Source organism: Pseudomonas sp. D1HM, from assembly GCF_019266105.1.
Classification (GTDB): domain Bacteria; phylum Pseudomonadota; class Gammaproteobacteria; order Pseudomonadales; family Pseudomonadaceae; genus Aquipseudomonas; species Aquipseudomonas taetrolens.
Map to the genome: position 1 here is coordinate 1 of NZ_LRMN01000004.1, position 22,633 is coordinate 22,633.

Annotated in this window: 18 protein-coding genes; 2 read left to right on the forward strand and 16 right to left on the reverse strand. The window is 59.9% G+C overall.

The window, feature by feature from the left end; all coding sequences use genetic code 11:
- Together AWM69_RS06370 and AWM69_RS06375 are read left to right on the forward strand one after the other, a co-directional pair.
- Positions 1 to 366 (forward strand): FadR/GntR family transcriptional regulator (locus tag AWM69_RS06370; RefSeq protein WP_218726026.1); only part of this gene is annotated, 366 nt, incomplete at its 5' end.
- 117 nt (positions 367 to 483) lie between these two features.
- On the forward strand, positions 484 to 1,566 hold the full coding sequence (locus AWM69_RS06375; protein WP_218726027.1) for an AI-2E family transporter: 1,083 nt from the start codon (positions 484 to 486) through the stop codon (positions 1,564 to 1,566).
- On the opposite strand, the gene AWM69_RS06380 is transcribed toward AWM69_RS06375, so the two are convergent.
- The 16 genes from AWM69_RS06380 to nuoE all read right to left on the reverse strand — a co-directional run bounded on the left by AWM69_RS06380 (position 1,563) and on the right by nuoE (position 22,632).
- On the reverse strand, positions 1,563 to 3,680 hold the full coding sequence (locus AWM69_RS06380) for a TonB-dependent receptor domain-containing protein (RefSeq protein WP_218726028.1): 2,118 nt from the start codon (positions 3,678 to 3,680) through the stop codon (positions 1,563 to 1,565). The two genes, AWM69_RS06375 and AWM69_RS06380, sit on opposite strands and share 4 nt — an antisense overlap.
- Before the next feature lie 135 nt (positions 3,681 to 3,815).
- On the reverse strand, positions 3,816 to 4,892 hold the full coding sequence (locus AWM69_RS06385; protein WP_218726029.1) for a fimbrial protein: 1,077 nt from the start codon (positions 4,890 to 4,892) through the stop codon (positions 3,816 to 3,818).
- Positions 4,871 to 7,567, reverse strand: a complete 2,697-nt coding sequence (locus AWM69_RS06390) for a fimbria/pilus outer membrane usher protein (protein ID WP_218726030.1) — start codon at positions 7,565 to 7,567, stop codon at positions 4,871 to 4,873. Before AWM69_RS06390 ends, AWM69_RS06385 begins: the two co-directional genes overlap by 22 nt.
- Before the next feature lie 86 nt (positions 7,568 to 7,653).
- Positions 7,654 to 8,430 carry a molecular chaperone gene (locus AWM69_RS06395; protein WP_218726031.1) on the reverse strand — a complete coding sequence of 259 codons (777 nt, stop codon included), beginning with the start codon at positions 8,428 to 8,430 and terminating at the stop codon, positions 7,654 to 7,656.
- A gap of 118 nt (positions 8,431 to 8,548) precedes the next feature.
- Positions 8,549 to 9,082 carry a fimbrial protein gene (locus AWM69_RS06400; RefSeq protein ID WP_218726032.1) on the reverse strand — a complete coding sequence of 178 codons (534 nt, stop codon included), beginning with the start codon at positions 9,080 to 9,082 and terminating at the stop codon, positions 8,549 to 8,551.
- Between the two features lie 330 nt (positions 9,083 to 9,412).
- Positions 9,413 to 10,039 carry a response regulator transcription factor gene (locus AWM69_RS06405; protein WP_218726033.1) on the reverse strand — a complete coding sequence of 209 codons (627 nt, stop codon included), beginning with the start codon at positions 10,037 to 10,039 and terminating at the stop codon, positions 9,413 to 9,415.
- A 610-nt stretch (positions 10,040 to 10,649) separates the two neighbouring features.
- A complete protein-coding gene (nuoN, locus tag AWM69_RS06410; RefSeq protein WP_218726034.1) occupies positions 10,650 to 12,119 on the reverse strand; it encodes an NADH-quinone oxidoreductase subunit NuoN in 1,470 nt (489 codons plus the stop codon).
- A 7-nt stretch (positions 12,120 to 12,126) separates the two neighbouring features.
- Complete coding sequence (gene nuoM, locus AWM69_RS06415; RefSeq protein ID WP_048382480.1) at positions 12,127 to 13,659, reverse strand: NADH-quinone oxidoreductase subunit M; 1,533 nt, start codon at positions 13,657 to 13,659, stop codon at positions 12,127 to 12,129.
- Positions 13,660 to 13,697: 38 nt separating this feature from the next.
- Positions 13,698 to 15,551, reverse strand: a complete 1,854-nt coding sequence (nuoL, locus tag AWM69_RS06420) for an NADH-quinone oxidoreductase subunit L (RefSeq protein ID WP_048382481.1) — start codon at positions 15,549 to 15,551, stop codon at positions 13,698 to 13,700.
- The gene (nuoK, locus tag AWM69_RS06425) at positions 15,548 to 15,856 is read right to left on the reverse strand and encodes an NADH-quinone oxidoreductase subunit NuoK (protein WP_048382482.1); all 309 of its coding nucleotides are present in this window, start codon (positions 15,854 to 15,856) and stop codon (positions 15,548 to 15,550) included. The genes nuoL and nuoK overlap by 4 nt, the downstream gene beginning before the upstream one ends.
- 1 nt (position 15,857) lies before the next feature.
- Complete coding sequence (gene nuoJ / locus AWM69_RS06430; protein WP_048382483.1) at positions 15,858 to 16,361, reverse strand: NADH-quinone oxidoreductase subunit J; 504 nt, start codon at positions 16,359 to 16,361, stop codon at positions 15,858 to 15,860.
- Between the two features lie 9 nt (positions 16,362 to 16,370).
- Positions 16,371 to 16,919 (reverse strand): NADH-quinone oxidoreductase subunit NuoI, encoded by a 549-nt coding sequence (gene nuoI, locus AWM69_RS06435; RefSeq protein ID WP_016780194.1) that lies wholly within the window; start codon positions 16,917 to 16,919, stop codon positions 16,371 to 16,373.
- Positions 16,920 to 16,931: 12 nt separating this feature from the next.
- Positions 16,932 to 17,939, reverse strand: coding sequence for an NADH-quinone oxidoreductase subunit NuoH (gene nuoH, locus AWM69_RS06440; protein ID WP_048382484.1), 1,008 nt, complete (start codon positions 17,937 to 17,939; stop codon positions 16,932 to 16,934).
- Positions 17,936 to 20,650: an NADH-quinone oxidoreductase subunit NuoG gene (nuoG, locus tag AWM69_RS06445; protein WP_218726035.1), complete on the reverse strand. Its 2,715-nt coding sequence runs from the start codon at positions 20,648 to 20,650 to the stop codon at positions 17,936 to 17,938. The genes nuoH and nuoG overlap by 4 nt, the downstream gene beginning before the upstream one ends.
- Before the next feature lie 132 nt (positions 20,651 to 20,782).
- Complete coding sequence (nuoF, locus tag AWM69_RS06450; protein WP_086796175.1) at positions 20,783 to 22,138, reverse strand: NADH-quinone oxidoreductase subunit NuoF; 1,356 nt, start codon at positions 22,136 to 22,138, stop codon at positions 20,783 to 20,785.
- Positions 22,135 to 22,632 (reverse strand): NADH-quinone oxidoreductase subunit NuoE, encoded by a 498-nt coding sequence (gene nuoE, locus AWM69_RS06455; protein WP_048382487.1) that lies wholly within the window; start codon positions 22,630 to 22,632, stop codon positions 22,135 to 22,137. Before nuoE ends, nuoF begins: the two co-directional genes overlap by 4 nt.
- Position 22,633: the final 1 nt, after the last annotated feature.

Here is a 22,633-nt window from a genome sequence, read left to right on the forward strand (position 1 = left end):
CTGGCGGGCATGCGGGCGGCACTGGATGCGTTGAACGACAGCACTGCCCGTGAGGGCGATGCGGTGGCCTCGGATTTTCAGTTTCACCTGCAGATCGCGCTGTCGACCGGTAACCGCTACTTCACGGACATCATGACCCACCTGGGCACCAGCATCATTCCGCGTACCCGGCTCAATTCGGCGCGCCTGGCCCACGATGACCAACAGCAATACATGACGCGCCTGAACCGCGAGCATGAAGAAATCTACGAAGCCATTGCCCGCCAGGACGCCGACGCTGCGCGCGCGGCCATGCGCCTGCACCTGACCAACAGCCGTGAACGTCTGCGCCATGCCCATGAAGAGGCGCAAGCGCAACGGGGTTGAAGTCTCGCGGTAAGGGAACGGTTCAGGGGCCGAACCGAAAGAAGGCACCTGTTTGGGCATTTGCTGGCTAAACTGCGGCTAGCCCATATTGCGGCGCTTTTTTGACATGGACGGCCTATGAACGAGACAAGTCTTCAACGTAAAACCCTGCTCTTGTTGCTGGCCTTGGTCACCATTGCATTTATCTGGATCATGCTGCCGTTTTACGGTGCGATTTTCTGGGCTGTGGCGTTGGGCATTCTGTTCGCGCCCTTGCAGCGCAAATTCCTGCTCAAGTTCAGAGGCCGCCGAAACCTGGCGACGTTCGCGACGCTGGGCGTATGCACGGTGATTGCAATCTTGCCGGTGATCATCACCACGGGACTGCTCGTGCAAGAGGTGGCCACACTTTATAAAGATGTGGAGAGCGGCAAGATCAACGTCGCCAGTTACGTCATGAAATTCAAGGATATCCTGCCACCCACCGTCCAGGATTGGCTTGACCGTCTGGGGCTGGGCAACATTGCAGGCTTGAGCGAGAAGGTTTCCAAGGGCGCGCTGGAAGGCAGCCAGTTTTTTGCCACGCAGGTGTTCAGCTTCGGCCAGAGCACCTTTGAGCTGGTGGTGAGCTTTTTCATCATGCTCTACCTGTTGTATTTCTTTATTCGCGATGGCCAGCAGTTGGTGCGCACCGTCCGTAATGCAGTCCCGCTGGCTGAGCAACAAAAACGCTTGTTGCAGCTCAAATTGCGGCGTGTGGTGAGGGCCTCGGTCAAGGGTAACCTGGCGGTGGCCATCACCCAGGGGACGCTGGGGGGCCTGATCTTCTGGTACCTCGGCATTCAAAGCACGCTGTTCTGGGCGGTGCTGATGATGTTCCTGTCGTTGTTGCCGGCCGTTGGCGCAGGCATTGTCTGGGGGCCGGTGGCGGTCTACTTCCTGATCTCGGGCATGGTCTGGGAAGGCGTGGTGCTGGTGCTGTACGGCGTGTTCGTGATCGGCATGGTGGATAACGTGCTGCGTCCGATCATGGTCGGCAAAGACACCCAGATGCCGGACTTTCTGATTTTGATCTCAACCCTGGGCGGCATGGCGATCTTTGGCCTCAACGGCTTTGTGATCGGGCCGTTGATTGCTGCGCTGTTCCTGGCCAGTTGGGGCCTGTTCGGCGGCACCCGTCGCCGAGTGCGTCTGCCTGCCGATATCAACACCGGGCATTAACGAAAACTGTACGACACCCCGACGTAGGCGCCCATGCCTTCGCCCGGGGTGGAGCGTGCTGCGTCCAGGCCTTTGTCGTCGTAGCCTGGAGTGACCGTGGCGGCGTAGCGTTCGCCCGTCAGGTTGCGCAGGTCAAGCCAGGTTTGCCAGTCCTGCTTGGGTGAGGCGTAGCCTAGGGTTGCACCCAACAGCCTGTACGACGAAGCGTAATACGAGTTGGCGTAATCCACCGCCATGCGTGAGGCCACTTGGGTGTTAAGGCCCGCATAGAAGCCTTGAGGATGGTCGTAACGAACTTCTGCCTGGTAGTAATGCTGAGGAATGCCCGGCAGGCGGTTGTCACCGAAGCGTTCATCATCGCGGTAGCGGAAGTCGCTGAAGGTGTAGGCCTGGCGCAGCGACACCTTGCCTGCGGCCTGACCTTCCCAGAGCAGGCTGCTCAACCCGGCTTCGACCCCTTGGTGCACCGTAGGGCTGGCGTTGGCTTCGCCGACAATGGCCACTTGATCCGCGGTGGCAGCCTGGGTTTCGACACTGAGCAATTCATGGCGGATTGCCGAGTAGTACCAGGCCAGGTCCCATTGCCCGATCCAGGATTCGCCCCGGGTGCCCAGCTCGAGGGTGGTTGCGGTTTGATTGTGCAACGCCACGGGTGTGCTTTGCTGGCCGGTGGCCGGACCGCTGCCCACCGGGAAGCGCGTCGGCGACCCCCAGATCATCGACCACGGGTGCGGCGGCTCGACCGAGCGGCTGAGGTTGCCGAACACCTGCAGGTTCGGGTTGAATTCATAGCGCAGGCCAACACGGGGCGCGTAATCCCAATCGTGCTGGCTGACCTTGCCACCGCTGTCCGGGTAGCTCACGTCACTTTCGCGGCGGGTGTAGATCAACGCCATGCCGGTGGTCAGCCAGAGGTCGGGGATCAGTTCCAGGTCATTGCTGGCCTGCAACACCGTATCCGAACCCTGATAGCTGAAATCGCGGATTTTGCTGCCCGGTGCATAGCCTGCGGTGTTACCCCGAGGCAGACGTACGTATTCCGATGCGCCGCTGTTGGGCAGGTGCTTGGTCGAGCGCATGCCCAGCGTGGTTTTGCTTTCCAGGCCGAACAGGGTGTCGCGCCGCTTGTAGTTGAGGGTGCCGCTGACATCGGTGTAGGCGACTTTTAACCGGTTTGGGCCTTCGTGCAGGTCCATCGGGTAGTCGTGATACACCAGCCCGACTTCGAGCTGCGAGTCATCGTCCAGGTACATCGTGGTTTTGTTGCCCAGCCAGGTACTGCCGGGTTGAGGGCGGGTGTAGTCGCCCGTCACGTACACCGGGTTGGCTGAACGCGGGTGGTGTTTGATCTGGTCTTTGGTAACCCGGCCCGCCAGTTGGTTGTCGGTTTCGCGGTAGCGCATATAAAAACGGGTTTCCAGCTGGGGGCTGAAGCGATAACCGACGTTGGCTGCGAAGCCTTTGCTGCTGCCGCGTGTGTGATCCTGATAGCCATCGGTGTCCGAATCCGTCAGTGCCACGTAATAGTCGAGATCGCCCAGCACCTGCCCGGAGCTGATCTGGCGCTTCTGGTAACCGTAACTGCCGGCTTCGTATCGCACTTGCAACGCCGGGGCGTCGTACCCGGTGTGGGTTACGTAATTGATCGAACCGCCGAGGGCCAGCGATCCGCGCTCAAAACCATTGGCACCTCGCAGCACCTCGGCGCGGCTCAGCCACAGGGGCTCGAACAGCTCGTAGGGCGTTCCGCCGGGACCGGTCAGCGGCAAACCGTCGAACAGCACATACAGCCCGGAGCCATGTGCGCTGGGTGCCCGGTTAAGGCCCGAGCCGCGCACTGAAACCTTGGCCCCGTCGTTGCCCGCCGACTGCGCGTAAATCCCCGGCTGGTAGGCCAGCACATCGGTGTTGCTGGCAGCCCGCCCGTTTTCGACCCGGTTCAGGTCAATCAGGTTACTGGCCCCCGGCACCTCATCCAGCGCGGCGCGGGCCATGTCCAGCTCACTGCTCTGCTCAGTGCGCACCTGAACCTCCCCCAACTCCAACGGGCCGGCATAGGCCGGGGCAGTGCAGACAAAAGCCAAAGGCAACAGCGAAGAAAGGGCGGGGCGCATTAACGTCAGTTCCGGGTCGAGAGGCAGGCGGCGCGCCAGCCTATACAAGCCCGGAATGCGCTGCAACTGCCGCAGAGCCCGGCCATGGGCACGGTGCGCTGAAACAGTTGCAGCAAGACATGGTAGAAGAGCGGGTTACTTGTAGGTAACGGTGAATTGGGCGTTAGCGCGGGCGGCACCGTTGATGATTTGCGGGCCTACCTGAAAATAACGTGCTGCCAGGGGGATGGTGACGTTCGTGGCCCCACCCGTATCGCCAATTTTCATATCCTGATTAAAGGTGATAGGAATACCGGTGTTTTTGTCCAGCACCTGAATCCCTACGCCGGAGTTGGCTCGGCTCAGCGCCAGCACATCGGGCTGGGTATCGGTGGTGCCATCCAGGCGCAGGTTGATTTGCATGTTTTTCGAATCGCAGCCGGAGAGTTGGAGATCAAAAAGTGTCTCTTTCGGGTAGGGCATGCCCGGGCCAGGAAATTTCCGCTGGTCAACGGTGCCAAGGTCAACTGGCGCGGGCACAGCGACTGAACAGGACTGGCTTTTGATCGACCCGGGCCTTAAATAAATGCTTTTAAATACACCGATATTGCCGCCGCTGGGGTCTGGATTTGCCGCAGTGAGTTGACCGATCGTATTAAGAGGCCCATCGTTGATCACCCCGGCCGTTCTGACAATTTCGAATTTAATTTTACCCCACTCCATGGCTATCAGATCTAATGAGGTGCTTCCGCGGGTTCGACTTCTAGGAAATGCACCTGTCGAGAAGTCAGGCGTCAGCAGTATGCGTAAGCCAACACCTGGGCCACTATTCGGGTTGGTAGGTCTGAGGGAATAAAGTGTTTCGCCGTTGAACGTAAACGGGAAGTGAGAGCTGTTCCACCTAAGTGATGCAGGGACGGTTCCTGCACACGTTGCGACCTTTTGGTTGACCTCCATCACCGTTGATTCAAAGGTATAGAGCACGGTGCCCGGCGGCGTATCTCGCGCCACTACAAGGTCAGGAAGTTGCTCATACATGTCAGCACCATCTCCGTACCATCCACCCACGCAGAAGGCCAATGCATTTCCCGAATAGATGCCAAAGGCGGCGCATAACAGGGGAATCAAAAGTTGTTTATTCATGTTCATGGTTGTTCCAATCAATAAGGTCTTCGGTCCGTGCTTCAGGCGTTTGAGCCAGAAACCAAGCGTCACTGAATCTGCGGCAGGCATTGCCCTTCAACTACTTCCGAGTGCCTCAGATCCCTGGCCGGCGGAGCCAATGCATAGGTGATGCGGCATTGGCTGTCGGCGGCTTCGCCCCACTTGACCAGCAGGATGCCGCTGTCGGCGACGCCACGGACGAAGGCTTTACTGCCCTGACCGACTACCCCGATGGCCTGGCCGGCTTCGTCGAAGACCTGAGCGGCGAACGGCAGCGATTGGCCGTCCGGTTGCCGTGCCTTGAACACCACGGCACGGCCGCTCACGGTTTCGTAGTGCAGCAGGCTGACGGCCCCCAGTGTCGGCGCAACGCTTTGCGTGGTTTCCAGGAGCTCGACATTGTGCGAAGTGCCCTTGGGGTCGATGCCGACGCTGTTGTTCTGAAAGGGCGTCAGGTAAGGCACGACACCGTAGCCATTGCCGTCGAGCGTTACACCGGACGCATTGGTGATGCCCGCGCCTTCGGCATCCGGTGCATGCACCAGGCCCACGGTGTCGCCGAGGTTCTGCGCCAGGGTGACGCCACCGCCGTGCAGGACGATGCCGCCGTCGGCACCGAACGAAAGCTGGCTGCTGTCGCCGTACTGGCTGTAGCCCGTGCGCAAGGTGGCCTTGCTGCCTCGGTAACCGCCATTCAGGTTGTAATTGCTGCTGGCACGGCCATCGGCATTGCTGTGGGACGCCGAGGCGCCGTAAGTGATGTTGTGCTGTTGGCCCAGGCTGCCACTGATCCCGGTATTGAGGTTGCTGCCTTGGGTGTCGCCTGTGCTGCGTGAGTAGCTGGTGGTCATGTGCGGGGCATTCGACGTGCGTCCCAGCGGCATGCTCAGGGTCAGCATGAGGCGGTTGTCGATGCGGTCGCTGTTGTAGCCGGGACCGAAGAAAATATTGTCGCTTTGTTGCTGACGTTCCTGCTCAAGGCTCAAGGGCTCTGACTGGATGCGTGAGCGTTGCAGCGAAAGGTTCCAGTTGAGGTCTTTCCAGCGCGAGCCGTAGCCCACGGTCAGCGACGTCTGGCGCCCGAGGTTGCTGGCGTAGTAATCCACCGAACTGCCGAACAGGGTCAATGTGCCGTCACCGACCTTTTGATGGATGTTCAGGTCGAGGCGACTTTTTTGTCGGGCCAACTGGCCGTTGGTCTGGTCGACGCCCGTGCGATCACGCAGGTTCATGGCGTCGTTCAGCGTCAGGTAGTTTCGGGTGGAAAAGCGATAGGCCCCCAGCGCAAAGTTGGTGCCGGTTTCCGGGATGTTCTTGTTGTAGGCCATGCCGAAGCTCTGGCCTTGCAGGGTGCCCTGGCCCGGCAAACGCGTGCTGGAGTGGGTCGCGTCCAGCGAGATGGCCCCGATGGGCGTGGCAAATGCGGTTCCCAGTTTGGTCTGGGTGTAGCCGCTGCTCAGGGTAGTGCCGCCATACAGGCTGAGCGAATTGCTCAGGCCGTGCTGAAGGGTCGCCTGCAAAACCGTCGGCTGGCTGGCGGCGGTGCTGTATTGCTGCAACTGGCCCACGGCCAGGGCGTACTTGGTGGTGTCGGCGCGTAGCAATTCCGGCACCGCGGCATACGGCACGACATAGGTATTCCGGCGGTCGCCGGCTTCGGTCACGGTCACCGTCAGGTCACCGCCGTACCCGGTGGGGTACAGGTCATCAATCATGAACGGCCCGGGCGCCACCGTGGTTTCATAAATCTTGTAGCCGTTCTGGGTGATGCTCACCGTGGCGTTGCCTTCGGCGATCCCGCGAACCACCGGCGCATACCCTTGCTGCGATTGCGGCAGCATGCGGTCATCCGAAGCCAGGCTGACACCGCGCAAGCGCACGCTGTCGAGAATACTGCCGCTGCTGAAGCTGTCGCCGATGGTCAGCTGCGATTTCCAGGCGGCAATGCTGCGTTGCATGTAGCTGGCGGTGTTCTGGTAGGACGAACGGCCTTGCAACGAACTCCAGCCCTGGGCGCCCTGGTGCCGAAAACGCCAGTCGCCCAGGTTGAAGCCGCCGACCAGGCCCAGATAGCCCTGGCGGCCGCCGTCGCCCCGGGTGGCGGTCGAACTGCTGAAGTTATACGCCAGCAGCCCGGCATCGATGCCGCTGTCCCACTCTTTAGGGTCGACATACCCGCGGGCCGACAGGTTCATGAAAATCTGCGGCACGCTCAACGCCAGCCGTTGTTCACCGGCATCGTATACGGCACTGGCCCCCGGGATCCAGGTGCCCAGATCGCCGCACAACTGGCCGTCAGGGATCGGCGTACCGTCCGCGGTGTCAGCCCCCGGAGTGCCGCGCGCCACCTTGTCCGGATCAACCCCGAGCTCGGCCAGCATGCTGCGGCTGAAGCACACGCTGGCACTGTCCTGGCCATCGACTGCACTGAACCGGACGTCGCGCCGGGCCATGCGGTTTTCATTGACCATGATGTCCAGTCGGTAGGTGCCCGGCAAAATCACGTTGCCCTGGTTGAAGCGCGAATAATCGACATCCGCTCGGCTGCGACCGGCAAACATGCCGACGTCGAACGTCATGGCCGCCACATCGGGTGTGGCCGGTGCGGCGCTGACCCCGGGGCTTGCCAGGGCACCTGAAATCAGGCTGGCGATCATCAGGCTTAGCAGGTTCGGCTGCAGTCGCAGCACGGCAGCGTTGTGGCTGCGGTGCTGTGAGTAACGGATGGCTCTTGAGCGGATCATGGTTAGGCGTTCTTCAAAAAATACAACGGACGAAAGACAGCACCGACGCCTGCGGACAGACGACTTTCCAGTGGCTGGAGACGGAATCAGTGGGTGGCAGGTTGCAGAGGCGCTTGCACCTGTACGGAGGTGCCATAGTCATTGAGGAACGAAAACGCGACATGGGCGCCGGCTGGCAGGTTGCCAACGGTGTCCTTCAGCGGGTAACGCTCGCGGCCGCCGGGAGCGACCATGGTGTAGTGCGCGCTTTTGTTGCGTTTGGCATCCGGCGTGGCGCCCAACGCCAGGGCAACTTCCTGAAACGACACGTGATAAGCCGACGGGTTATGGACTTCCAGTTCGCTGCCCTTGGCGGTCTTGTGCAATGACCAGCGCAACTGTGATCCGGCGTCCTGTGGGGTGCCGGCCAGGCCTTGCGGGCGGAAAAACACCTTGCTGCGGATACGGAAGCTGAAGCGCAACTGGTCTTCGCTGCTGGCCACAACCGGCGGGACTTCCAGCACGTTGAGCCAGAACACGGACTCTTTGTCGGTCGGCAGTGGCTCCTGGGTGTAGGACAGACGCAAGGCCTGGCTTTTGCCACCTTCAATGCGGAATACGGGCGGAGTGATGGTGAAGGGCACATCACTTTGTTCCGGCGTCAGTTTTTCATTGCCAGCGTCGAGCCACACCTGCACCAGGCGCGGAAGTTTCTTGTCTTCATTGCTCAACTGAACGGTGATTTCGCGCTCTTGAGCCGGGTAGACCTGGCGTGAACCGCTGATGACGATCCCGGCCTGAGCCGGTGAGATGGATAACCACGTGGTGAGACACAAAGTGGCCACGGCGAAACAACGTGGCAGAACACGGGATGAATAGTGCATGTCAATTAAATCCAATTAGGCGGTAAGCCTCCACTCAGCCCCGGTGCAACACCGGAGCTGAGTGCCATAACTTCAATCGCCGCAACACGGCAATGCAAGTTCAGTGGGGGGCCAGCGATCAGTTGGTTTCAACAAGCACGCCAACCGAGGCTATGACCGGGCCGGCGACAACGGTGTCGGTCTTGGCTTTGTAGCGAGCGCGCAGCGGGATCTTGGCCGTGTTGTTGGTGATTGGCACGGCCCGAGTTTTGTAGGTGGCGTCAGCCAGGTTGATAGGGTCGGCGAAAGAATCCAGCAATTCCAGGGTGACGCTAGCGCCAGTTGTGGGGTCGGTATTCACCAGGGTGCCATCCGGGTCGATAGTGTTCGGATCTTGCTCAAACGAAAGTTGCACATTGGTACCGGTGCAATCGGCTCCTGACAGTTCAATGTTAAAACCGTATGAAGGCCCGGTTGAACCCGAACCACTCAGGTTATCTTTGGCGATAGCAGGCACGTTGATTGCCTGGGTGCCGCCGGTACCGACTTCACAGGTGGCGTTTTTGATTTCGCCGGTGAAGTTGATGACGCCATCTGCGGCGAAGGCGGAAGAGCTGATCATGCCGGCGGCGGCAGCGGCCAGGGTCATGGCGATAATCGATTTGTTTTTCACGGTCTTTAGTTCCTGATAGTGCGGTTGAGTAAAGTGAGGTGCGCACGATATAGATCACGTGAAGATGTAACGAGACGAAACCGCTTAAGGATTTGTAGGAAATATTCCCGAGCACTTAGTGCTGCTTTTAAATGAGTGTGTGTGGCGCAAGAGGGTGATAAAAGTTTGATGGGGTTTATTGTGGTGGGGGCGTTAAAACACTGTTTTTCAGGTGATGAAGTTGTTGTTGAACACGATGCGGCGGGCACAAAAAAAGGCGGCAATAGAGTCTCCGGGCAACAGGCGACTCTATTGCTAAGTGGGGGGGTAGAGGGGGAAGAGTGGGAGCGCTTAGATCAGTTCGTTACGTTTGGCCAGGTCGGCCAGGTGTACCAGTGAACTGACATTGAGCTTCTCGATCAGGCGCGCCTTGTAGGTGCTGATGGTTTTATTGCTCAGCAGCATTTCCTCGCCAATCTGCTTGTTGCTCATGCCTTTGGCGAGCTGTTGAAAAATGCTCAGTTCACGTTCGGAAAGCCGCTGGATCAACTCCAGCTCCGATGTCCAGCCATCGGATCGCCGCACAGAGTCAGCGGTGAGCAGCGGGAAGAAGGTATGGCCTGACATCACGGCATTGATGGCCCTGACCAGCTCATTGAGCCCGTGGGTTTTCGAGACATAAGCCACGGCCCCGGCCTTCATGCAGCGCATCGAATAAAAGGTGGGCGAGAGGGACGTCAACACGATGACCTTGACCGTTGGTCCCAGGTCGTAAAGGCGATTAAGAACTTCCAGGCCATCCAGCTTGGGCATCGAGATATCGAGCAGAACAAGATCCGGTTTATGTTCGCGAGCCAGTTGTACCGCATCCGAGCCATTATCGGCTTCTGCGACGACGTTGAAGTGCTGATCCTTGAGGATCATGTTAACGGTCGAGCGAATAAACGGATGGTCATCCACAATCAGGGCAGTGCGCATTTGAACCTCTGAATAAAGAGCGGGGAAATAATGACGGCTTATGGGAATCCATAGGCTCACTCCAGCCTCGCAAACGTCCTTATTTATAGTTTCAGAGATCATCTTCAATAACTGGAGTAGCACGACGGTTAAACGCCCTCATGTTATTTGGGTAAAGTGATAACGCCGAGGGCTGTCAATAAAACGCAAGGCGAACGGATATAAAGCACGACGTATCGAAGTGCGATTAAATATAAAGTAGTTTGAGGGGGGTAATGATTGAGTACGTTCGGTTGTCAGCCCGTGCATCAGGCCCGATTTCCGAGCCCCGGGGGCACACATGGTGTGCCCCCTGAAAAAGTGCCCTGTAAAGAAAGATGAAGAGATGACTCAGGGCGGGAAAGCGATTAATTGCTTACCTGTTGCATGCGGCACAGGATAGGGATCACGTGAACAGGTGGCGAGATGAAATCGCTCAAGATTTTGTAGGGTAATTCTTACGATTTAACCTGTGGTGTGGGCCGACGCCTCTGCAATCAGCCCGGCAGGCCCGCAAGGGGTCATGCAAGGGGCTAAAAAAAACCCCGTGAAGGCCAGGCCTTCACGGGGTTTAGGGGTGTGCAGTCAACGCTTAGCCAGCAAGGCCCAGGGTTGCGTGTTGCACCAGTTCCAGCATCGGCTGAGGGTAAACACCCAGGAAGAACGCCAGTACCGCGATGGCCAGCAGCATCACGCCGCCGGTCTTTTGCTCCCAGTTCAGCGGAGCATCGTGGCGATGCAGTTTTGGCTCGACCAGGTACAGGGTCACCATCACGCGCAGGTAGTAGAACACGCCAATGGCGCTGCCCAGGATCAGCGAACCGACCAGCCACCATTGGTGAGCCTCAACGCCGGTGGCAATGATGTAGAACTTGCCGATAAAGCCTGCAGTGAGCGGGATACCGGCCAGCGACAGCATCATCACGGTCAGTACAGCGGTCAGGTACGGACGACGCCAGAACAGGCCGCGGTACTCGTACAGGGCATCTGCGTCGCGGCCTTTGTACGGCGAAGACATCAGGGTGATCACGCCGAACGCACCGAGGCTGGTGAGCACGTAAGTGATCAGGTACACGCCGATCGCTTCCATCGCCATGCCTTTGCTCGCCACAAGGGCGATCAGCAGGTAGCCGAAGTGGGCGATGGACGAGTAACCCAGCAGACGCTTGAGGTTGTTCTGGGTCAGGGCCAGCAGGTTACCGAACAGGATCGAGGCAATCGCGATCACGGTCAGTACATCGCTCATCACGCCAGTAGTCGCCGACGGGGTGATCTGGAACAAACGCACCATCACGGCAAACACGGCCACTTTGGACGCGGTGGCGAGGAATGCAGCGACCGGAGCCGGGGCCCCTTCGTACACGTCCGGGGTCCAGAGGTGGAAAGGTACCAGCGACAGTTTGAACGCCAGACCCACCAGCATCATGCCCAGGCCCAGCTGGGCCAGCGGCGCAGGGACGCCAGTGGCTGCCAGGGCGTGACCGATACCGCTGAAGCTCAGGCTGCCGGCTTCGGCGTACAGCAAGGCCATACCGAACAACAGGAACGCAGAACCGGCGGCCGACAGCACCATGTACTTGATGCCGGCTTCCAGCGAACGCTTGTTGAAGAAGGCATAGGCCACCAGGCCGTAGACCGGCACCGAGAGCAGCTCCAGGCCGATAAACAAGCCGGCCAGGTGTTGCGCGCTGACCAGCACGATACCGCCGGTCGCAGCCAGCAGGATCAGCAGGTAAAGCTCTTCGCGGTTGCCCGGGTAGCCCGTGCCGCCATCGCCCAGATAGGCGTGGGCGAGGGTAACGCAAGCCAGGGTCGAGGCCAGGATCACCCCGATGTACAGGTAGGCGAAGTTGTCCATCATCAACAGCGGTGTGACAGCCAGTGGAGCAACTTTCAACGCCGGGAAAATCGACAACAGTGCCAGGTTAAGACCGGCCACCGAAAGCAGGAAGGTCTGTGAGTGGTTGCGGCGCCACGCGATTGCCAGCATCACCACAACAACGGTGAGGCTGGTAATCAGCAGTGGAGCAAGCGCGATAAAGTGTTGGATCGTAAATTCCATAGCGCTCTTACCGGGCCGAAGCGAGTTGAGTGAAGGCGGTGCCGAGCCATTGCTGCACGCCATGCATGGTCGCAGCGGAGGTATCGAGGAACGGTTGCGGATAGACGCCGATGAGCACCAGCAATACCGCCAGACCGAGCACCATGATCAGTTCACGTGCATCCATGCCGGCCAGGACAGCGTCCGACTTGGAAGGGCCGAAATAGGCGCGGTGAATCATGATCAGCGAATAGACCGAGCCGAATACCAGGCCGGTGGTGGCAATTGCCGTGATCCACGGGAAGCTGGCGAACGAGCCGATCAGGATCAGGAACTCGCCGACGAAGTTACCGGTCCCCGGCAAGCCCAGCGATGCGGCTGCAAAGAACAGGCTGATGGCCGGCAGGTAAGCGATCTTCGACCACAGGCCGCCCATCTCGCGCATGTCGCGGGTATGCAGACGCTCGTACAGCTGACCGCTGAGGATAAACAGCGCAGCAGCCGAAACACCGTGGGCCAGCATCTGGATCACGGCACCTTGCAGCGCCAGCTGGCTACCGGAGTAGATACCGATCAGTACGAAGCCCATGTGCGAAACGCTGGAGAACGCGATCAGGCGCTTGATGTCGGTTTGCGCGAAGGCCAGGAATGCACCGTAGAAAATCCCGATCAGACCCAGGGTCATGGCAATCGGCGCAAACTCGGCCGAAGCATTCGGGAACAGCGGCAAGGCGAAACGCAGCAGACCATACGCAGCGGTCTTCAACAGGATACCGGCCAGGTCGACGGAACCGGCGGTTGGCGCCTGTGCGTGGGCATCCGGCAACCAGGAGTGGAACGGCACCACCGGCAGCTTCACCGCAAACGCAATGAAGAAGCCGAGCATCAGGATGTACTCAGTGGTGAGCGACATCTTGGTTTTCAGCAACTCGGCGTAGCTGAAAGTCAGCACGCCGGTCTGGTTGAAGTTGACCAGCACCAGGCCCAGGATCGCCACCAGCATGATCAGGCCGGAAGCCTGAGTGAAGATGAAGAACTTGGTCGCAGCGTAGATGCGGGTTTTCTTGCCGTCCGAAGAACTGTGACCCCAGAGCGCGATGAGGAAGTACATCGGCACCAGCATCATTTCCCAGAAGAAGAAGAACATGAACAGGTCGATGGCGAGGAACACGCCCACCACACCGCCCAGGATCCACATCAGGTTCAGGTGGAAGAAGCCCACGTGACGCTGGATTTCTTTCCACGAACACAGTACCGAGAGCACACCGAGCAAACCGGTGAGCAGGATCATCAGCAGCGACAGGCCGTCCAGCGCCAGGTGCACGCTGATACCGAAGCGTGCGATCCAGGTGTGCTGGAACTCCAGCGCCCAGGCCGAATCGGCGCCCGGCGCAGGTGCCAGTGTGTAATTCCCCTGGGACCACAGCCAAAGGCCGAGGGCAAGCTCGAGGGACATGGTCAGCAACGCAATCCAGCGTGGCAGGGTAGGGCCGAAGCGCTCACCCAGCCAGCACAGCAGGCCGCCGATAAAGGGGATCAGGATTAGCCAAGGCAGAATCATGACGGGCTCAATTCCTTTCGCAAAGTCGAAGGTTCATATCAGACCGCTACCAGTACGATGGCGCCCATGACCAGTACAGCACCGGCGGCCATGGAAGCAGCGTACCAACGCAGTTGACCGGTTTCGCTGCGGCTCAGGGCGTTATGCCCGGCCTTGGCCATCTGCGGGATCAAACCAATGGTCTGGTCCAGCGGATCTTTGCGCAGCAAGCGGCAGATCAACAGGTACGGTTTGACGAACAGTTTGTCGTACAGCCAGTCGAAGCCCCACGCGGCGAACCACCAGGCCGAGAGGAAGCGACCCACGCCGCTGTTGGCAACAGCCGTCACAAAGCGGCGTTTGCCCAGATACAGCAGGGCTGCCAGCAGGATACCGGCCAGGGCAATGGCGCCCGAGGCGATTTCCAGGCTGTGTTTGGCTTCGCCGCCGGCATGACCCACGCTTTGTGGCAACACGCCCGCCAGCGGTGGGGTGATCATGGCGCCGATAAAGGTCGACAGCACGATCAGCACGCTCAGCGGCAGCCAGTAGGTCACACCGTGACCTGCATGGGCTTCGGTCTTGGCTTCACCGTGGAAGGTGATGAAGATCAGGCGGAAGGTGTACAGCGAGGTCATGAACGCACCCACCAGGCCGGCATACAACAGCTCGTTGTTACCGCTGGCGAACGCTTCCCAGAGGATTTCATCCTTGGAGTAGAAACCGGCGGTCAGCAGCGGCAGGGCAGCCAGTGCCGCGCCACCCACGATGAAGCTGGCGTAGGCCAGTGGCAGTTTTTTCCACAGGCCGCCCATCTTGAAGATGTTCTGCTCGTGGTGGCAGGCAACGATCACCGCACCGGAAGCAAGGAACAACAGGGCCTTGAAGAAGGCGTGGGTCATCAGGTGGAAGATCGCACCGTCCCATGCCCCGACGCCCAGTGCCAGGAACATGTAGCCGATCTGGCTCATGGTCGAGTAAGCGAGGATTCGCTTGATGTCGGTTTGCACCAGCGCAGCAAAACCGGCCAGCACCAGGGTCACACCGCCGACGATGCCGACCAGGTGCAGCACATCCGGCGCCAGGGCGAACAGGCCGTGGGTACGGGCAATCAGGTACACACCGGCAGTTACCATGGTCGCGGCGTGGATCAGTGCCGAAACCGGGGTAGGACCGGCCATGGCATCCGCCAGCCAGGTTTGCAGCGGCAGTTGTGCCGATTTACCGACAGCACCGCCCAGCAGCATCAAGGTGGCCAGCACAATCCAGAAATCACCGGCCTGGAACTTCTGAGGTGCCAGAACCAGCAGCTCCTGAATGTTCAGCGTGCCCAACTGCTGGAACAGGATGAACAGGCCGATGGCCATGAACACGTCGCCGACCCGGGTCACGATGAAGGCTTTGAGTGCCGCGTTACCGTTGTTGCGGTTGCTGTAGTAGAAACCGATCAACAGGTAGGAGCACAGGCCCACGCCTTCCCAGCCGAAGTACACGAACAACAGGTTATCGGCCAGGATCAGGAACAGCATGCTGGCGATAAACAGGTTGGTGTAGGCAAAGAAACGCGAGTAGCCGTCTTCGCCGCGCATGTACCAGGAGGCAAACACGTGGATCAGGAAGCCCACGCCGACCACCACGCCGAGCATGGTCACCGACAGGCCGTCGAGGTAGAGGGCGAAGTTGGGCTGGAAGCCCTCCACCGACATCCACTGCCACAGCACTTGCGTGTAGTGACCGCCTTCAGGCGGTGCGACGTTGAATTGCCAGATCACATACGCGGCAACGATGGCCGACAGGCCAATGGAGCCGACGCCGATCAGGGCCGAGAGGTTTTCGCTGAAGCGTCCACGGGAGAACGACAGCAGCAAAAAGCCGATCAGGGGGAATACGAAAGTCAGAAAGAGAAGGTTCATCCGCGCATCTCACTGGCAGCATCGATATCAAGCGTGTGGAAGCGGCGATACAGCTGCAGCAGGATTGCCAGGCCAATACTGGCCTCGGCAGCTGCCAGGGTGATCACCAGGATGAACATGACTTGTCCATCCGGCTGCGCCCAGCGTGCACCGGCCACGATGAATGCCAGTGCAGAGGCGTTCATCATGATTTCCAGACTCATCAACACGAAGAGAATATTGCGACGGACCATCAGGCCAACCAGACCGAGGCAGAACAGGATGCCCGCTACCGCGAGGCCATGTTCGAGAGGTATTCCTGGCATGTTATTGCTCCTTCGCCTCAGTACGGCCCAAGTGGAACGCCGTCACGGCTGCAGCAAGCAACAGCATCGAGGCGAGTTCGACCACCAGCAGATACGGGCCGAACAGGCTGATGCCCACGGCTTTTGCATCGATGGTGGTTTGACCGATTGCAGCACCGCTCGGTTGAACGAACAGCACGTACAGCAGTTCGGCCAGCAGCAGGGCGGACAGAATAGTCGGTCCGACCCAGATACCGGGCTTGAGCCAATGGCGTTCTTGCGTCACCGAGGCCGGGCCCTGGTTGAGCATCATCACCACAAACACGAACAGCACCATGATGGCGCCGGCGTAGGCGATGACTTCGAGTACACCGGCAAACGGCGCGCCCAGGCTAAAGAACGTCATCGCCACGGCAATCAGCGAAATAATCAGGTAGAGCAGGGCGTGCACAGGGTTGGTGTTGGTGATCACGCGTAGCGTGGACACAACAGCGACACCCGATGCGAAATAGAAAGCGAATTCCATCGTTCTTCCTTAAGGCAGCAAGCTCTTCACGTTGATCGGCTCGGCTTCGTTCTGGGCAGCGCCTTTCGGCTTGCCTTCAACGGCCATACCTGCAACACGATAGAAGTTGTAATCAGGGTTCTTACCGGGGCCGGAGATCAGCAGATCTTCTTTCTCGTACACCAGATCCTGACGTTTGAACTCGGCCATTTCGAAATCCGGGGTCAACTGGATCGCGGTGGTCGGGCAGGCTTCCTCACACAGGCCGCAAAAAATGCAGCGTGAGAAGTTGATGCGGAAAAACTCCGGGTACCAGCGGCCATCTTCGGTTTCGGCTTTTTGCAGCGAGATGCAGCCCACCGGGCACGCCACGGCGCACAGGTTGCAGGCTACACAGCGCTCTTCGCCGTCCGGGTCGCGGGTCAGGACAATACGGCCCCGGTAGCGCGGTGGCAGATACACCGGTTCTTCCGGGTATTGCAGCGTGTCACGCTTGCGGAAGGCATGGCCAAACACCATCACCAGGCTGCGAAGCTGGGTGTAGGTGCCATGCACGATGTCAAACAGATACTTGAACATGGGTTTCTATCCTCACTGAACCGCGCCGGCGGGCGTGTTCAACAACACGACTGCGGCGGTCACCAGCAAATTGATCAGGGTCAGCGGCAGGCAGAACTTCCAGCTGAAGTCCATCACTTGGTCATACCGTGGGCGCGGAATCGAAGCGCGCAGCAGGATGAAAATCATGATGAAAAACGCGGTCTTCAGGGCGAACCAGATAAACGGGATCTGCGGCAGGATGCCGAAAGGCCCGTGCCAGCCACCGAAGAACAAAGTCACCAGCAGTGCCGAGATCAACACGATCCCGATGTACTCACCAACGAAGAACATGCCCCATTTCATGCCGGCATATTCAATGTGGTAACCATCGGCCAGTTCCTGTTCTGCTTCCGGCTGGTCGAAAGGGTGACGGTGAGTCACGGCCACGCCAGCAATGAAGAAGGTCAGGAAACCGAAGATCTGCGGAATAATGAACCACAGGTTTTGTGCCTGGTATTCAACGATGTCGCGCATGTTGAACGAGCCAACCTGCACCACGATGCCCATCAGCGCCAGGCCCATGAACACTTCGTACGACACGGTCTGGGCCGAGGCACGCAAGGCGCCCAGCAGGGCGAACTTGTTATTGCTCGACCAGCCGGCGAACAGCACCGCATAGACCGACAGGCCGGCCATGGCGAAGAAGAACAGGATACCGACGTTCAGATCCGCCACACCCCAGGTCGGGGTGATCGGGATAATGGCAAAGGCGATCAGCAATGCACTCATGGCCACAACCGGCGCCAGGGTGAAGATCGCCTTGTCGGCAAACGGCGGCGTCCAGTCTTCCTTGAAGAACATCTTGATCATGTCGGCTGCGATCTGGAACGCGCCGAACGGGCCTACGCGGTTCGGACCGTAACGGTCCTGCCACAGGGCCAGCAGGCGACGTTCAACCCAGCTCAGCAGCGCGCCGCACACCACCACGGCGAGCAGGATTACCACGGCTTTGACCACCGAGATAATCACGTCGATCACTTCAGGCGTAAACCAGGTCATTGGGCTGCCTCCTGCAAACCGTCAACGGTAAGGCCAAAGATCGCAGGCGGAATGCCGGCAAGCCCTGCAGGCAATGCCACCAGACCCGCACCCAGCTCTTCATTGATGCGCAGCGGCAGACGCAGGGTCACGCCGGCAACGTTCAGGCTCAGCAGGGCGCCATCGTTGACGCCCAGGCGGTCGGCTTCGGACTTGGCCAGTGCGATATAAGCGGCCGGAATGCGTTCTTGAACCGGTGCGGCTTTCGAAGAGTTCTCTTCACTGCCGAGCAGGTGATAGAACGGCACCACTTGCCAGGTGCCACGCGCCGGGTTGAAAGCACCCGGAATGCTGGCGAACCAGGTCAGCGAATCGCCTGTGCTTTCGATCAGGCGTGTGCCCGGGTCGCCAGCGCGGATGTGACCACCGACTTCGTCCTGGAACTTGTTCCACGCTTGTGGCGAGTTCCAGCCCGGCGACCAGGCGAACGGTACTTGCTGGCGTGGTTCAACGGAGCCCGAGTAACCTTCCATCGAAAACGCGAACGCGGTGTCCGGGTCTTGCGGGGTACGCGGCTCGTGCACGCTGATATCGGCGCGCATCGCGGTACGGCCACTGTAACGCAGCGGTTCGCGAGCCAGTTTCATGCCCTTGATGCGGAACGCAGCAGATGGAGCAGCATCGACGATGCGGGCCAGGTCCGGTGTGCTTGCAGCAGTGGCTTGGGTGACGTGGTCGAGCAGGGTCCAGTCAACCGGCTTGTTCAGCAGGGTGCTGCGCAGGGCGTGCAACCAGCGCCAGCCTTCGTGGACCAGAATGCTGGCGTCCAGGTAAGTCGGGTCGAACACCTGGAAGAAGCGCTGGGCGCGGCCTTCCTGACTGATCAGGGTACCGTCGCCTTCAGCGAAGCTGGCCGCCGGCAGTACCAGATCGGCACGGTCGGTGGTGGCCGTCTTCTGATGGTCGGCCACGATCACCACTTTTGCGGCGTCCAGCGCGGCATTGACCTTGACGGCATCAACGCGGGTGAACAGATCGTTTTCGAGCACCACGATGGCGTCGGCTTTACCGTCGATCACGGCTTGCAGCGCAGCGTCTACCGATTCGCCGCCGAGCATGGCCAGGCCAAGGCTGTTGGCTTCCGGCACGACCAGACTGATGGAACCGGCTTTTTCGCGCAGGTGCAGGGCCTTGGCGATGTTGCCTGCGGCTTCGATCAGGGCCTTGGAGCCCAGGGAAGTACCGGCAATGATCAACGGACGCTTGGCTGCAAGCAGGGCGTCAGCGATACGCTGGGCCAGCGCCAGGGCTTCAGCGTCCAGACCGGCAACGGCAGGGGCGCTGGCGTCGAGGGCGTGGGCCACGGCGAAACCGATGCGCGCCAGGTCGTCGGGAGCGGCGTGGACACATTCTTCAGCCACGTCGTCGAGCTTGGTTTCAGCCAGGCTTGCGATGAACAGCGGGTTCAGCGCGTGCTGACCGATGTTTTTCACCGCAGCGTCGAGCCACGGCTGAACGCGCATGGCGTCGGCCATGTCTTCAGCCTTGCCCTTGACCGATTGACGCAGTGACAGCGCCATACGGGCGGCGGTCTGGGTCAGGTCTTCGCCGAGGACGAAAATGGCATCGTGATCTTCGATCTCGCGCATGTTCGGCACAGGCAGCGGGCTGTCTTTAAGCACTTGCAGCACCAGACGGATGCGCTCCAGCTCACCGGCCTCGATGCCCGAGTAGAAGTGCTCGGCACCCACCAGTTCGCGCAACGCGTAGTTGCTTTCGAGGCTGGCACGTGGCGAACCGATACCGACGATGTTGCGCCCGCGCAGCAGGTCAGCGGCCTTGTCCAGTGCAGCGTCGAGGCTCAGCTGGGTGCCGTCGGCCAGCAGCGGCTGACGTGGACGATCGGTGCGGTTGACGTAGCCATAGCCGAAACGGCCACGGTCACACAGGAAGTACTGGTTGACCGAACCGTTGAAGCGGTTTTCGATGCGGCGCAGCTCGCCATAACGTTCGCCCGGGCTGATGTTGCAGCCGCTGGAGCAACCGTGGCAGATGCTTGGCGCAAACTGCATGTCCCACTTGCGGTTGTAGCGCTCGGAGTGGGTTTTGTCGGTAAACACACCGGTCGGGCAGACTTCGGTGAGGTTGCCCGAGAACTCGCTTTCGAGCACGCCGTCTTCAACGCGACCGAAGTACACGTTGTCGTGGGCACCGAATACACCGAGGTCAGTACCGCCGGCGTAGTCTTTATAGAAACGCACGCAGCGATAGCAGGCAATGCAGCGGTTCATTTCGTGGGAAATGAACGGGCCGAGTTCCTGGTTCTGGTGGGTGCGCTTGGTGAAGCGATAACGGCGCTCGTTGTGGCCGGTCATCACCGTCATGTCTTGCAGGTGGCAATGACCACCTTCCTCGCACACGGGGCAGTCGTGCGGGTGGTTGGTCATCAGCCATTCAACGACGCTGGCGCGGAATACTTTCGCTTCTTCGTCGTCGATGGAAATCCAGCTACCGTCGGTGGCCGGAGTCATGCATGACATGACGATACGACCACGCTTGTCGTTCTCGTCGGTGTACTGCTTGACGGCGCATTGGCGGCAAGCGCCAACACTGCCCAGGGCTGGGTGCCAGCAGAAATACGGGATATCGAGGCCTAGCGACAGACATGCCTGTAACAGGTTGTCTGCCCCATCGACTTCGAGATCTTTGCCGTCTACGTGGATAGTGGCCATGGTTCAAAGGTCTTCGTTGGCCCGGTGTCAGCGGGCGTGGCTAATGGAATCTTGTTATGCGTTCGAAGCAACTCAGCCTTACGGCGTTATCGAACGATCAGAGGGCGGCACGGACCGCCCTCCGTCAAAGTGTTACGCGCCGATTACAATCGGGCGTGCCAGGGGAGGAACGCCAGGTTTCGCTTGCGCAATACCGGCTTCGAACTCTGGACGGAAATACTTGATCGCGCTGCCCAATGGCTCCACGGCACCCGGTGCGTGAGCACAGAACGTCTTGCCAGGGCCGAGGAAACCGACCAGACCCAGCAGGGTCTCGATATCGCCGGGCTGACCTTCGCCATGCTCGATTGCCATCAACAGCTTGACGCTCCAGGGCAGACCATCACGGCATGGGGTGCAGAAGCCGCACGATTCGCGAGCGAAGAACTGCTCCATGTTGCGCAGCAGCGAGACCATGTTGACGCTGTCGTCCACGGCCATCGCCAGGCCGGTACCCATACGGGTGCCGACTTTGGCGATACCGCCGGCGTACATTTGCGCGTCCAGGTGCTCGGGCAGCAGGAAGCCGGTACCGGCACCGCCTGGTTGCCAGCACTTGAGCTTGAAGCCGTCGCGCATGCCGCCAGCGTAGTCCTCGAACAGCTCGCGAGCGGTTACGCCGAACGGCAGTTCCCACAGGCCAGGGTTCTTCACTTTGCCGGAGAAGCCCATCAGCTTGGTGCCGTGGTCTTCGCTGCCTTCGCGAGCGAGGGATTTGTACCAGTCAACGCCGTTACCGATGATGGCCGGCACGTTGCACAGGGTTTCGACGTTGTTCACGCAGGTCGGCTTGCCCCACACGCCCACGGCTGCCGGGAACGGCGGCTTGGAACGCGGGTTGGCGCGACGGCCTTCGAGGGAGTTGATCAGTGCGGTTTCTTCACCGCAGATGTAACGCCCGGCACCGGTGTGAACGAACAGCTCGAAGTCGAAGCCGCTGCCCAGAATGTTCTTGCCCAGCAGACCGGCTGCCTTGGCTTCTTCCACTGCGCGACGCAGGTGCACGGCAGCGGTGGTGTATTCGCCACGCAGGAAGATATAGCCACGGTAGGTTTTCAGCGCACGGGCGCTGATCAGCATGCCTTCGATCAGCAGATGGGGCAGTTGCTCCATCAGCATGCGGTCTTTCCAGGTGTTGGGCTCCATTTCATCGGCGTTACACAGCAGGTAACGGATGTTCATGGATTCGTCTTTAGGCATCAGCCCCCACTTCACGCCCGTGGGAAAGCCTGCACCGCCTCGACCTTTAAGGCCGGCGTCCTTGACGGTCTGGACGATATCGTCCTGCGCCATATCGGCAAATGCCTTGCGCGCCGCCGCGTAACCGTCCTTGGCCTGGTACTCGTCGAGCCATACCGGCTCGCCGTCGTCACGCAGACGCCAGGTCAGGGGATGGGTCTCTGCCGAACGCTTGATCAGGTTGGCAGGACCGAAAGAAGTCAGGCTCATGGGTAGCCCTCCAACAACGTGGCGACGCCAGCAGGCTGCACGTCACCGAATGTGTCGTCGTCGATCATCAACGCCGGCGCCTTGTCGCAATTGCCCAGGCAGCACACCGGCAGCAGCGTGAAGCGGCCGTCTGCAGTGGTCTGACCCAGGCCGATGCCCAGCTTGGTCTGGATTTCGCTGACCACGGATTCGTGGCCACCGATGTAGCAGACCATGCTGTCGCACACGCGAATGATGTGACGGCCAACCGGCTGACGGAAGATCTGGCTGTAGAACGTGGCCACACCTTCAACGTCGCTGGCCGGGATGCCGAGCAGTTCGCCGATGGCGTATACCGCACCGTCCGGCACCCAGCCGCGTTCCTTCTGAACGATCTTCAGGGCTTCGATAGACGCCGCGCGCGGGTCTTCGTAGTGATGCATCTCGTGCTCGATGGCCGAGCGCTCGGTTTCGCTCAGGGCGAAACGGTCTGTCTGGATAAGCGTGCTGTTCATG

Coding starts and splice junctions, on each gene's coding strand:
- AWM69_RS06375 (WP_218726027.1), top strand. CDS start 484: ATGAACGAGACAAGTCTTCAACGTAAAACCCTGCTCTTGTTGCTGGCC.
- AWM69_RS06380 (WP_218726028.1), bottom strand. CDS start 3,680: ATGCGCCCCGCCCTTTCTTCGCTGTTGCCTTTGGCTTTTGTCTGCACT.
- AWM69_RS06385 (WP_218726029.1), bottom strand. CDS start 4,892: ATGCCTGCCGCAGATTCAGTGACGCTTGGTTTCTGGCTCAAACGCCTG.
- AWM69_RS06390 (WP_218726030.1), bottom strand. CDS start 7,567: ATGATCCGCTCAAGAGCCATCCGTTACTCACAGCACCGCAGCCACAAC.
- AWM69_RS06395 (WP_218726031.1), bottom strand. CDS start 8,430: ATGCACTATTCATCCCGTGTTCTGCCACGTTGTTTCGCCGTGGCCACT.
- AWM69_RS06405 (WP_218726033.1), bottom strand. CDS start 10,039: ATGCGCACTGCCCTGATTGTGGATGACCATCCGTTTATTCGCTCGACC.
- nuoN (WP_218726034.1), bottom strand. CDS start 12,119: ATGGAATTTACGATCCAACACTTTATCGCGCTTGCTCCACTGCTGATT.
- nuoM (WP_048382480.1), bottom strand. CDS start 13,659: ATGATTCTGCCTTGGCTAATCCTGATCCCCTTTATCGGCGGCCTGCTG.
- nuoL (WP_048382481.1), bottom strand. CDS start 15,551: ATGAACCTTCTCTTTCTGACTTTCGTATTCCCCCTGATCGGCTTTTTG.
- nuoK (WP_048382482.1), bottom strand. CDS start 15,856: ATGCCAGGAATACCTCTCGAACATGGCCTCGCGGTAGCGGGCATCCTG.
- nuoJ (WP_048382483.1), bottom strand. CDS start 16,361: ATGGAATTCGCTTTCTATTTCGCATCGGGTGTCGCTGTTGTGTCCACG.
- nuoI (WP_016780194.1), bottom strand. CDS start 16,919: ATGTTCAAGTATCTGTTTGACATCGTGCATGGCACCTACACCCAGCTT.
- nuoH (WP_048382484.1), bottom strand. CDS start 17,939: ATGACCTGGTTTACGCCTGAAGTGATCGACGTGATTATCTCGGTGGTC.
- nuoG (WP_218726035.1), bottom strand. CDS start 20,650: ATGGCCACTATCCACGTAGACGGCAAAGATCTCGAAGTCGATGGGGCA.
- nuoF (WP_086796175.1), bottom strand. CDS start 22,138: ATGAGCCTGACTTCTTTCGGTCCTGCCAACCTGATCAAGCGTTCGGCA.
- nuoE (WP_048382487.1), bottom strand. CDS start 22,632: ATGAACAGCACGCTTATCCAGACAGACCGTTTCGCCCTGAGCGAAACC.